This is a genomic window from Hymenobacter qilianensis, assembly GCF_014638675.1.
GTDB lineage: Bacteria > Bacteroidota > Bacteroidia > Cytophagales > Hymenobacteraceae > Hymenobacter > Hymenobacter qilianensis.
In genome coordinates, this window is the sequence record NZ_BMFN01000001.1 from 402,214 (window position 1) to 412,945 (window position 10,732).

Genomic DNA, 10,732 nt, shown 5'->3' on the forward strand with positions numbered 1-10,732 from the left:
AAACCCGATTTTTGCAGGATCCTACCTTCATAAAAGAAGCGCCCATCACAAGTGATGGGCGCTTCTTTTATGAGAGAAAACAGTGTACTCAGTTATGGTTTGAGCACCACCTTCACACAATTGTCTTTCTTGTTGCGGAAGATGTCGTAGCCGTGTGCTGCTTGGCTTAGCGGCAGCGTATGGGTGATGATATCATCGAGTTGCACTTTGCCGTCGACCACGTATTTGAGTAGCTTATCGATGTGCTTGTGGGCCGGGGCTTGGCCTCCACGAAGGGTAATGCCCTTATCGAAGAACTGATGCAGGGGAAAGTTATCGTAGGGCGAGCCATAGACGCCCAGCACGGTCACGATGCCACCCCGGCGTACGCCGCTCATGCACGCTTCCAGCACTTTCATTGATCCTTTTTCAAAGTTGATAACAGCCTTCGCGCGGTCGGCAAGGTTACGTACGGGCTCAAAGCCTACGGCCTCCACACACACGTCGGCCCCACGGCCCTGCGTCAGCTCGCGAATAACTTCTACCACCTGCTTGTGATCGTGCCATACGAGGGCTTCGCAGTGGGCAGTTTGCTGAGCTTTATCCAAGCGGTATTCCAGCGGATCGACAATCAGCACGCGGGCCGCGCCACGCAGCCACGCCGACTTGGCGGCCATAATACCTACCGGACCAGCTCCAAAAATCACCACGAACTCGCCGCCTTTCACTTCGCCCCAGTCAATACCGGAATAGCCAGTGGGGAAAATGTCCGTCAGAAATAGCGCCTGCTCATCAGTCAGGCTATCGGGAATGACCCGGGGGCCAAAATCGGCGTAGGGCACGCGCACGTACTCGGCTTGTCCACCATTGTAGCCACCGTACAGATCGGTGTAGCCAAATAAAGCGCCGCCTTTTTCGGTAGCTACGCCGCCTTCGGGGCCATAATGATCGGGGTTAGAATTCTCGCAGTGGCCGGGCAGCTCGTGATTACAGAAGAAGCAGGTACCGCACGCTATCGGGAAGGGCACTACTACCCGGTCGCCGCGCTTGAGGTTGCCGACGCCTTTGCCCACTTCCTCTACAATACCCATAAACTCGTGGCCGAGAACCATGGGTCGGGGCTGGGGAATGCCGCCATTATAAATATGAAGGTCAGAGCCACAAATGGCGGTACTGGTCACGCGGATAATAGCGTCGCGGGCGTCTTCGATTTCGGGATCCTCCACGTTGTCAACGCGAACATCTTTCATTCCGTGATACACGAGTGCTTTCATAGTGATAGGGTTTGGTTGGAAAAATAAGTAGAGCAGAAAGCGCCAGCAAGCGCCTGAGTATTAGAAGGCTTAACGGGCAGGCTGCCGTTGAGGTTGCTCCAACAGGAATATGTGAACGTCGGGAAACGACACAAAAAAACCTTTCAGCACAAGGGCTGAAAGGTCATTGAGACGCGTATTGGCTTTGCCCTCGGTTCGCGTCTTAATCGTCGCGGTCATTGTTTGGGCAGAAGCGCGCGGTGCCGGTCGTTCAACCATCAGACGCAAAATATTGCGTCTCTACGACCTGTGAATTTGCCCCCTAAAACTTTGATTTAAAGCTTATACACCAACACAGCGGTTGGTGTCAGAAGGTACGCAAACCCTTCTCCTACTAACACTTGGCTCGTACCACCTTCTACTTTTGGTAGCGTCTGCCTACGTTCGGCCAGCGTATAGAGTTGAAAGAAGTGCAGTACCCCATCCGCCAGATAATACAGCTCATCACCACGAAAGCCTAACGCGCTTAAGCCGCTGAAGGGCAGCTTCTTGCGGTAGTTACCCAGGTTATCGAACACGAAGATGCCGCTGGTGCGGTCTACCAAATAGAGGTTGTTCTGATACTGCCGCAGGAAGCGGAAGTCGGGCTTGCTGCGGCCGATAATCAGATCTAGGGGCGTGGTCTGGCCGAAACGCTGGATCGTGGGGTCGAACTGACGTAGCGTCAGGTCGCTTTCGTCGAGCAACCAGAGCTTATCATCGGGAGCTAGCGTTGCCACCCGAACGAGGCCATCGAAATAGTCGCCGAGGCGAATTTGGGTGATAGGGGCCAAAAATCGATCGAGCAGGCGTATTTCCTGACGGTCGTCGTAAAAAGCCATGATTTTGGACACGTTCCAGGCTTCTAGCTGAGCGGTGTGACCCGGCAGAGGCGGCGAGTACACGTTCAGCGGCTGACCGTCGGGACCGTACTGATGAATATTATTCTGACCATCAGCTACATACAGGTTGCCGCGCCGATCCAAAGAAGCCGCGCCGGGCTGGCGCAGATTAATCGTGCGAACCAGCGTCCAGCCGTTGGCAGCAGAAGCGGCTGTGCTCTGGGGGGCAATGTTGCCTTTGTTCACCGAGTCGGGGGCGGTGCGGGAAGGCGGCACAATGGAGCCCGCGCGAGGCGCTGTGGTCTGGGCCTGCAAAGAGGTGGTCAGCAGTAATACGGCGAGCAAAGCCAGAAATTTGCCCCCCAGCAAGCGCTTACTGCTCAAAATGTTGCAAGGCCAGATTGTGTCCGTCATACACGGCATAAGAGCAATAATTGACCCACTCGCCTAGGTTAAGATAGCGGCTGCCGGGCGCTACGGGCACATCGAGCGGCAGGTGGCGGTGGCCAAAAACATAGTAGTCGTGGTGGTGGCGCTGCTCTATTTCGCGGCAGTACACCAGCAGCCACTCGTCTTCGCCAAAATACTTTTCATCGGCGGCTGCGTTCTGGATTCGGCTGCGGCGGCTCCATTTATTGGCCAACCCGATTCCGAAATTCGGATGCAGACGCGCAAACAACCACTGTGATACGGGACTAGCGAATACGCGCTTGAGCACTTTATACGTGTGATCCTTGGGCCCAAGCCCGTCGCCGTGTCCGATATGAAACAGCTGATTGCCAATGCGCTGGCTTACCGGGTGGCGCAGAATGGGGATGTTCAGCTCCTTGGTAAAATAATCGAACATCCACATATCGTGGTTGCCGGTGAAGAAGGTGACGGGCAGACCCGCGTCGGTGAGCTCGGCCAGCTTGCCCTGCAAACGGATAAAACCACGCGGCACGGCATGGCGATACTCAAACCAGAAGTCAAAGATGTCGCCCAGCAGATAAATGGCCCCCGCGTCCTGAGCCACCGTGTCGAGCCAGCGCACGATACGGCGCTCGCGCGCGGCGGAGCTGGCGGCGTCGGGGGCGCCGAGATGAAAGTCGGAGGCGAAGTACACCTTGCGGCCGGCCGGCAGCGCGAGGTCAGGTAGTTGCAAGGGGGGCGTCATCCAACAAAAACAACACGAGGCTGCGCGGACCATGCGCCCCGAGCACCAACGTTTTTTCAATATCAGCCGTGCGGCTGGGGCCTGTAGTCAGCGAAATCATGGAAGGCAGCCGGTCGCCGTAGCGCTTGGTCACCACCCCCAGCGCGTCGCCGATGTCGGGCACAATCTGAGACGTGCGAGCCAGCACCAGGTGCTGATCAGGGTAAATGCTCAGGCGGCGGCCGGCGGCCGAAGCGGCACTTACCAGGATGCTGCCCGTGCGGGCCACCAGTGCTTCGCAGGTGGTAAGGCCCGCGTCTGCTTTTTTGATAAAGTCGGCTTCGTCGCCGCTAAACGCCACGCCACCTTCGTGCAGCATCTTTTTCAACTCCGGCTCCCAAACGAAGAGGTTGTTCAGCTGCTTGTCTTTTTTGTAGACGAAAAGCTGATCGAAAAAGTGTTCTTCGGACTCACAGTAATAAAAAGCCCCCCCGACCCTGGCAAAGCTCTGAGCAAAGTGAATAGCCAGATCATCGGTCAGGGGAGGGTGCAGCGGAGCGGAAAAATCGGGGGCAGCCGGCTGGGGCGCCGGTTGCAGCAGCGCCTCACGGATGCGGCGCAGCATACGGTCGCGGGAGGTTTCAGACATGACAGGCAAAGGTAGCAGAGTCAAACCAAGCAACGCCGCATTCTATATTGGACAAATGACGATTATTTTATATATTGATTACCAGTTATATAGCCTCTACACTCAATTTCCTACCCCGAATTATCGAAAGCAAAAACGCTCCTTATTCAGGCAAACGCCATGGCTCTCCTTATCAAGCGTGCACCACGAAGCCCTTTTGTAGCCGGCAGCACCTGGCGGCGGTATATTATTTTCTTTTGGGCGCTGCTCCTCTTCTCATTTGCCCCCCCGCCCGCCAAGAAAGGCCTGCGCACCAAAAACGTCATCATCGTCGTCATCGACGGCCCCCGGTATTCCGAAACCTGGGGCGCCACGCCCGGCATAATTCCTCAGATGGCGACGCGACTGAAGCCGCGCGGCGTATTCTTTTCCAACTTCTACAACAACGGCTTCACTTACACCAACTCCGGCCACACGGCTCTCACTACGGGCATCAATCAGCCCATCGACAACTTTGAGGCGGAGTTGCCGCAGCAGCCCTCCATATTTCAGGTTTGGCGCAAAGCTACCGGCAAACCGGCCACCGCGGCCTGGCTCATTACCAGCAAAGACAAGCTGCACATATTAGCTAATACCCTGAACCCAGAATGGAAAGACCAGTTTCAGCCCTCCGTCGACTGCGGCATAAGTGGCCCCGGTAGCGGCTACCGCGCCGATTCGCTGACATTGGTAGCCGCAAAGCGAATTCTGACCCAGCACAAGCCTAACTTGGTGCTTATCAACTTTATGGAGCCCGATGGCTTCGCGCACGCTGCTAACTGGGAGAATTACCTCCGAGGTATTACACGCGATGATAAATACGTAGGCGAGTTGTACGATTTTTTGCAAAAAAACAGAGCATACCGAAACACCACGACTCTACTCATCACCAACGACCACGGCCGCCATCTCGATGGTATCGACGGAGGATTCGTGGACCACGGAGATGACTGCGAAGGGTGCCGACATATTAGTTTGCTTGCCCTAGGGCCAGACTTTAAGCGAGGCCGCACGCTAACCGAGACATACACTCTAACGGATGTGCCGTCTACGGTGGCTTATCTACTAGGATTTCCTCTGGAACAAAGCCAGGGAAAAGTAATTCAAGGCTTGTTTAAACGCTGATAATCAGCTATATTCAGAGTATTCCGACACAAAAAAGCAATTGCTGCACAGCTAGTTGCGACTTCATTCGGCACACCATTCAGCTTCTTCTTCTTCGCTATAAGATGGCATTTCGCTGTGATAGCCTGGATTTTATCGGTTATAGCAAGCCTTAGCCTGCTGCATTACCAGCCACAAACTGCACCGGCCGGTAATCAGGAAAAGGTATCTGCTGCTGCCAGCGAAAACCCCTTCTTTGCCCGAGACGATATAGTAGAACTCACGCTCGCGCTGCCCTTACAGAATATTTTGAAGGACCGCGGACCTACTCCTGGCTTTCATCCGGCTTTGCTTACGTATCGGGACACGGCGGCTGCCCTGAAAACGACGGCAGTACAGGTGAAGGTGCGTGGAAACCGGCGCAAAGACCCTACGGTGTGTGGCTTTCCGCCATTGCTGGTGAGCTTTCCGCCAGACATATTGGGTTCGCCTTTCGGTCAGGTAAAAGAGCTGAAACTCATCACGCATTGCCTGAGCGACACCTATACGCTGCGGGAGTATTTGGTGTACAAGGTCTACAATCTACTGACCGACAAGAGCTTTCGGGTAAGACTTTGCCGTATCACCTATAAGGATAACGCACGTAAAGGCAGAGCCGACGTGCATTACGCTTTCTTCCTGGAAGAGGCGAAAGCCATGGCCGCGCGCAACGATGCGACTCTGGTTCCAAAGCAGTTTTTCATCGGCATGGAACACATGAATCAGAAAGACATGGCCACGCTCGCGCTCTTTCAATATATGATAGGCAATACGGACTGGTCGGTGCCTTACCGGCACAACATCCGCATGCTGAGCATAAATCAGCAGGTAAAGCCCGTCGCGGTGGCTTATGATTTTGATTACAGTGGTATCGTGATGGCGCCATACGCCGTGCCTCCTGAGCAGCTTGGCATCACGTCGGTGCGGCAGCGCCTTTTTCGGGGCTACGACTTTCCGCCGGAGACGTATGCAGAGGCTATTAAGCTGTTTAACAGCCGAAGACCGGCTATTTATAATGTTTATCTGTCGTGTCCTTATCTAGACCAGGAGGAGAAGCTGTTCGCTACCAGGTATCTGGATGATTTTTATAAGACGCTGAATAACGCCAAAGACTTTGAGCGTAGCATTGTGCGTGCTGGAATCAGGAATGGCCAACGGTACACGAATGTCAAAGGATTAGAGTAATCCCTTTCGAAATTAGACGCAAAAAGCCCCCCAGATACACATCTGGGGGGCTTTTTTGTATTTGCTCATTCTTATAATGTGGTTCCTACAGGCGTATCCTGACGGCCTTCGTTGCTCCCATCCGGGCCATAATCCAGGCCGGGCAGGTTGCTTTCGGGCAGGTCGTCGCTGAGCGGAATAGGGTGCTCATTTTTACGCTCGCTCAGGGTTTCGCTACGGTCGGTGCCAGCCATATGTGCCTGGTAGCTGGTCTGGGTGTCGTAAGGACGTTTGCCTACCAGACGCTCTAAGTCGTCTTGCAGCAGTACTTCCTTTTCCAGCAACTCTTTAGCTACAATTTCCAACTCATGGCGACGGTCGGTGAGCAGCGCTTTCGTGCGCTCATAAGCATCGGAGATGATGGTGCGTACTTCCTCGTCAATCATCTGGGAAGTAGCCTCAGAATACGGCTTGCTGAAACCATACTCATTCTGCCCCTTCGAATCATAGAAGGAAATGTTGCCCAGCTTCTCGTTCATACCATACATGGTCACGATGCTGTAGGCCATCTTGGTAATACGCTCCAAGTCACTGAGGGCACCAGTCGATATTTTGCCGAACACTAAATCCTCAGCGGCACGACCACCAAGGGCCATGCACATCTCGTCGGTGAGCTGCTCCGTGTTATATAAGAACTGCTCGCGCGGAAGGTATTGAGCGTAACCCAATGCAGCCACGCCACGCGGTACAATACTCACTTTCACTAACGGATCGGCGTGCTCCAGGAACCAGCCAGCAATGGCGTGGCCAGCTTCGTGGTAAGCAACAATGCGCTTTTCGTTGGGCGAAATGATCTTGTTCTTCTTCTCCAAACCGCCAATCACGCGGTCAACGGCATCAGTGAAGTCCTGCATCGTTACCATCTTCTTGTCGCGGCGAGCGGCAATAAGGGCGGCTTCGTTGCAGACGTTAGCTATTTCAGCGCCGGCAAAACCAGGCGTTTGCGCAGCAAGCTTACGAGCATCCACATCCGGACCCAAGGTCAAGGGCTTCAAATGCACCTGGAAAATCTGGGTGCGGCCATTAATATCGGGCTTGTCAATGCTGATCTGACGGTCGAAACGACCGGGACGCAGCAAAGCGGAGTCAAGCGTGTCGGGGCGGTTAGTGGCTGCGAGGATGATAACGCCGGAATCAGTTCCGAAGCCATCCATTTCTACCAGCAGCGAGTTCAGTGTGTTCTCACGCTCATCGTTGCCACCGGGCATCTTTCCGCTGCTGCGGCTACGACCAATGGCGTCAATCTCGTCGATGAAGATGATACAAGGAGCTTTAGCTTTGGCTTGCTTAAACAAGTCACGTACGCGAGCAGCACCTACACCCACGAACATCTCTACGAAGTCGGAACCCGACAGCGAGAAGAAAGGCACGTCGGCTTCACCGGCTACGGCTTTTGCCATGAGAGTTTTACCCGTACCGGGAGGGCCTACAAGCAATGCGCCTTTCGGAATTTTGCCCCCCAGAACAGTGAATTTCGACGGGTTCCTCAAGAACTCTACGATTTCCTCTACTTCCTCTTTGGCTTCTTCCAAACCGGCCACGTCCTTAAAGGTGATCTTCACCTTGTCGCCACCCTCAAAGAGAGCTGCACGTGACTTGCCGATGTTGAAAATTTGCCCCCCAGGTCCGCCTGCCCCGCTCATGCGACGCATCAGGAACCAGAAACCAACCATCAGAAGGATAATTAAACCCCAGCTCGACAGTAAGCCGTAGCCATCCTGGCGCTGGTCGATATTCAGACCTACTTGCTGCTCGCGCGGCAGATTAGCCTGAATCTTATCAAGGTCTTCTTTAAAGGTTTTACCATCCACAACCCGGAAGGCAAACTGTGGGCCTTGCTCGAGGGTGAGCGGTCCGCGGCGGGACAACTCATCGTTGTATTTAGCGCTTTTGGCGGCTTCCGGCTTCAGCGTCACCTCTACGGCCCGGTCGTTCACGAGTGTTACGTCGCGCACGTCACCGGCAAGCAGCATTTGTTCAAACTTCTGCTGGTTGATGTCAACGGTAGAGTTGCTGCGGTTGAAATAGAACATCGCGAAGATGAACAATACCAACCCGCCCAGCACCAAAAGCTGCATGCTCGGCCGCGGCGTGGGCGTCGGTAGCATGGGCTTTTTCTTTTTGGGTGTTGTATTAGGCATGAATGAGATATGTCAGGGAAAGACAAAGGCGGAACACGCCGCCTGCGCTATTTGTTCGGTCCCACTGTGTTAGGAACAGAGACGTTTTCCTCCTCTAAATACTTTATATCCGCATCGCCCCACAGCTCTTCCAGAGCGTAGAACTGACGACGGTCGCGCAGAAAAACGTGCACTACTACATCTACGTAGTCCAGCAGAACCCACTCACGGTTGGTCCGTCCTTCGGTTTGCCAAGGATTCTGACCAGTTATCTTTTCTACTTCTTCTTCTACTGAGCGGGCAATGGCATCAAGCTGGGTGTCGGAGGAAGCGGAGCAGATAACGAAGTAATCGGCAACGGCGTTCTTAAGTTCCTTAAGGTTTAGCACTACAATGTCAACTGCCTTTTTCTCCTGCATGCCGCGCACGACTACATCTGCCAAACTGTCCGAATCTTGCCGAACCAGGGTACTTTTCATAGGGTATTGTTAGGTTTGAAATCACAAAGTAAGAAAATCAGGCGGTGGTTATTTCCCCCCAAACCCTCTTCACGGGCCAACAGCTAATCTGGTTGCCCGAATGTGCCTCTACAAACACGGAGGCACAGCGCTTAATTGGCCAAAACCGCGCCACCGACGGCTGCGTGGTCATTACCGACAAACAGACCGCCGGCCGCGGCCAACGTGGCAACCGCTGGGAAGCCCAGCCCGGCGAAAACCTGACGATGTCGGTCGTCTGGCGCCCCACGTTCTTAGCCGTCCCCGATCAGTTTCAGCTTAGTCAGGCCGTAGCCCTAGCCGTGTACGACTGGGCTAGTGGTCTGCTCGGCCCCGACCCCGCGCTTCGGGTGAAGTGGCCAAACGATATTTTCTTCGGCGAGCAAAAGCTGGGGGGCATTTTAATTGAAAACACCCTAAGCGGCCCTAAAATTCAATCTAGTATAGCAGGTATTGGCTTAAATATAAACCAGCGCGAATTTGCAGTGCCTACAGCTACGTCTTTGGCTGGTCTTACGGGCAGGCAATATGCACTGCCCGCGCTGGCTAATCGGCTGCTGGAGTGCCTGGAGAAACGCTATTTGCAGCTACGGGCCGGGCAGGTTGCAGCTTTGCACAGAGCTTATCTGCAGGTGCTGTACCGCTACCAGGAGCCTCGCCTTTATGAAGTTGACGGACAACCACTAACAGGCCGAATTCAAGGTGTAGATGAAGCCGGACAGCTGCTTGTGGAAATAGCTGGACAACAGCGGGCCTTCGGTTTACAACAGATAAAATACTTGCCTAATCTTCAATCGAAATAAATTCAAAGTCGATAAAAGCACGGTTTTCGTCTAGATAAACTGGCTGTTAATCTATAATACATAGTGACATCTTATTTTTTAAGTACATTCAAATAAATTAATGGGACAATAAACCTTCTTGCAACCTTTGCATCTAAGGAAGTATCTATTTGCTGAGCTAATAGGCGCCTTTTAAGCAGGCACGGTGCTTGTTTTACTAGGCGGCATAAAGCCCAGAAGCTTCTTAAATACACTACGACATCTACTTGGTTGCCTCCCGGCACCAAGTTTACTTGAGCCAACCACCATGATCATCTCTACTCGTTTATTATTAGTGCTGACGCTGTTTCTGGCGCAGCTTTCGGCGGTTGCCACTACGGTGCATCCGCCCCAATACCCGCCACCGATAAGTGATGACGCCCCGCAACAATATCAGATGGGGCTGGGCAGCCGCTCAAGCCGCCTGACCACTCCGCTGCGCACAGAATTTTCTACTAATACTTTTCGGAATACGCCTTTCAGCAACGTACCTGCGCCAACCATTTTTGCGTTCCGCAGCCCATTCTCGAGTCTTAAAGGTCAGGCGGCCGCAAATTCCGGCAATGCGCCAGCGCCTGTGCAGGAAGCACGAGTTAACGTTCCAACGCTAAGCGTATATCCTAATCCAGCACGTGGGATGGTAGTGGTCAGCCTTTCGCAGGCCCCAGGCCCCGACTACAAGTTCCGCCTCAGCAATATCATCGGCCGCGAAGTGCGTACGCTGACGCTCCGCCCCGACTTGGCAAGCACCGGTATTGCCATGAACCTCTCTGACCTGCCAGCCGGCATGTACTTCTACAGTCTGCTCGTAAACGACAAAGTGGTAAGCACGAAGCGTTTGGTATTGCAGAATTAAGCTAGGCAATCTTACAATTGGTCGTCATGCCGTACGCTGTATGACGTTCTTTTATATCACTTCACACATCCTAAAAAGCAGCCGAACCCATCGGCTGCTTTTTTTATGCGTCAAAAACGGATCAGAAACGAACTGGGGGGCAAATCTGCGGTACCG

Annotated in this window: 10 protein-coding genes; 4 read left to right on the forward strand and 6 right to left on the reverse strand. The window is 53.7% G+C overall.

What is annotated here, in order from left to right; all coding sequences use genetic code 11:
• Nucleotides 1–92: 92 nt before the first annotated feature.
• The 4 genes from IEW06_RS01620 to IEW06_RS01635 form a co-directional block, all read right to left on the reverse strand.
• Entirely contained in the window at nucleotides 93–1,253 is a 1,161-nt protein-coding gene (locus tag IEW06_RS01620) for a zinc-dependent alcohol dehydrogenase (protein ID WP_187731064.1), read from the reverse strand.
• 314 nt (nucleotides 1,254–1,567) lie between these two features.
• Complete coding sequence (locus IEW06_RS01625) at nucleotides 1,568–2,527, reverse strand: NHL repeat-containing protein (protein ID WP_187731063.1); 960 nt, start codon at nucleotides 2,525–2,527, stop codon at nucleotides 1,568–1,570.
• Nucleotides 2,487–3,269, reverse strand: coding sequence for a UDP-2,3-diacylglucosamine diphosphatase (locus tag IEW06_RS01630; protein ID WP_187731062.1), 783 nt, complete (start codon nucleotides 3,267–3,269; stop codon nucleotides 2,487–2,489). The genes IEW06_RS01625 and IEW06_RS01630 overlap by 41 nt, the downstream gene beginning before the upstream one ends.
• On the reverse strand, nucleotides 3,244–3,897 hold the full coding sequence (locus IEW06_RS01635) for a LutC/YkgG family protein (protein ID WP_188547285.1): 654 nt from the start codon (nucleotides 3,895–3,897) through the stop codon (nucleotides 3,244–3,246). Before IEW06_RS01635 ends, IEW06_RS01630 begins: the two co-directional genes overlap by 26 nt.
• Before the next feature lie 159 nt (nucleotides 3,898–4,056).
• On the opposite strand from IEW06_RS01635, the gene IEW06_RS01640 reads away from it, so the two are divergent.
• Together IEW06_RS01640 and IEW06_RS01645 are read left to right on the forward strand one after the other, a co-directional pair.
• The gene (locus IEW06_RS01640; protein ID WP_188547287.1) at nucleotides 4,057–5,040 is read left to right on the forward strand and encodes a sulfatase-like hydrolase/transferase; all 984 of its coding nucleotides are present in this window, start codon (nucleotides 4,057–4,059) and stop codon (nucleotides 5,038–5,040) included.
• Nucleotides 5,041–5,157: 117 nt separating this feature from the next.
• Nucleotides 5,158–6,243 (forward strand): hypothetical protein, encoded by a 1,086-nt coding sequence (locus IEW06_RS01645; RefSeq protein ID WP_187731061.1) that lies wholly within the window; start codon nucleotides 5,158–5,160, stop codon nucleotides 6,241–6,243.
• A gap of 71 nt (nucleotides 6,244–6,314) precedes the next feature.
• Here IEW06_RS01645 and ftsH read toward each other — a convergent pair whose 3' ends face one another.
• Together ftsH and rsfS are read right to left on the reverse strand one after the other, a co-directional pair.
• A complete protein-coding gene (gene ftsH, locus IEW06_RS01650; protein ID WP_187309984.1) occupies nucleotides 6,315–8,423 on the reverse strand; it encodes an ATP-dependent zinc metalloprotease FtsH in 2,109 nt (702 codons plus the stop codon).
• A 47-nt stretch (nucleotides 8,424–8,470) separates the two neighbouring features.
• Complete coding sequence (gene rsfS, locus IEW06_RS01655) at nucleotides 8,471–8,881, reverse strand: ribosome silencing factor (protein WP_187309983.1); 411 nt, start codon at nucleotides 8,879–8,881, stop codon at nucleotides 8,471–8,473.
• Nucleotides 8,882–8,925: 44 nt separating this feature from the next.
• On the opposite strand from rsfS, the gene IEW06_RS01660 reads away from it, so the two are divergent.
• Both IEW06_RS01660 and IEW06_RS01665 read left to right on the forward strand, forming a co-directional pair.
• Nucleotides 8,926–9,702: a biotin--[acetyl-CoA-carboxylase] ligase gene (locus tag IEW06_RS01660; protein WP_308421974.1), complete on the forward strand. Its 777-nt coding sequence runs from the start codon at nucleotides 8,926–8,928 to the stop codon at nucleotides 9,700–9,702.
• Nucleotides 9,703–9,988: 286 nt separating this feature from the next.
• On the forward strand, nucleotides 9,989–10,576 hold the full coding sequence (locus tag IEW06_RS01665; protein ID WP_187731060.1) for a T9SS type A sorting domain-containing protein: 588 nt from the start codon (nucleotides 9,989–9,991) through the stop codon (nucleotides 10,574–10,576).
• Nucleotides 10,577–10,732 lie beyond the last annotated feature (156 nt).

Coding starts and splice junctions, on each gene's coding strand:
- IEW06_RS01640 (WP_188547287.1), top strand. CDS start 4,057: ATGGCTCTCCTTATCAAGCGTGCACCACGAAGCCCTTTTGTAGCCGGC.
- IEW06_RS01620 (WP_187731064.1), bottom strand. CDS start 1,253: ATGAAAGCACTCGTGTATCACGGAATGAAAGATGTTCGCGTTGACAAC.
- IEW06_RS01635 (WP_188547285.1), bottom strand. CDS start 3,897: ATGTCTGAAACCTCCCGCGACCGTATGCTGCGCCGCATCCGTGAGGCG.
- ftsH (WP_187309984.1), bottom strand. CDS start 8,423: ATGCCTAATACAACACCCAAAAAGAAAAAGCCCATGCTACCGACGCCC.
- rsfS (WP_187309983.1), bottom strand. CDS start 8,881: ATGAAAAGTACCCTGGTTCGGCAAGATTCGGACAGTTTGGCAGATGTA.
- IEW06_RS01625 (WP_187731063.1), bottom strand. CDS start 2,527: ATGACGGACACAATCTGGCCTTGCAACATTTTGAGCAGTAAGCGCTTG.
- IEW06_RS01630 (WP_187731062.1), bottom strand. CDS start 3,269: ATGACGCCCCCCTTGCAACTACCTGACCTCGCGCTGCCGGCCGGCCGC.
- IEW06_RS01665 (WP_187731060.1), top strand. CDS start 9,989: ATGATCATCTCTACTCGTTTATTATTAGTGCTGACGCTGTTTCTGGCG.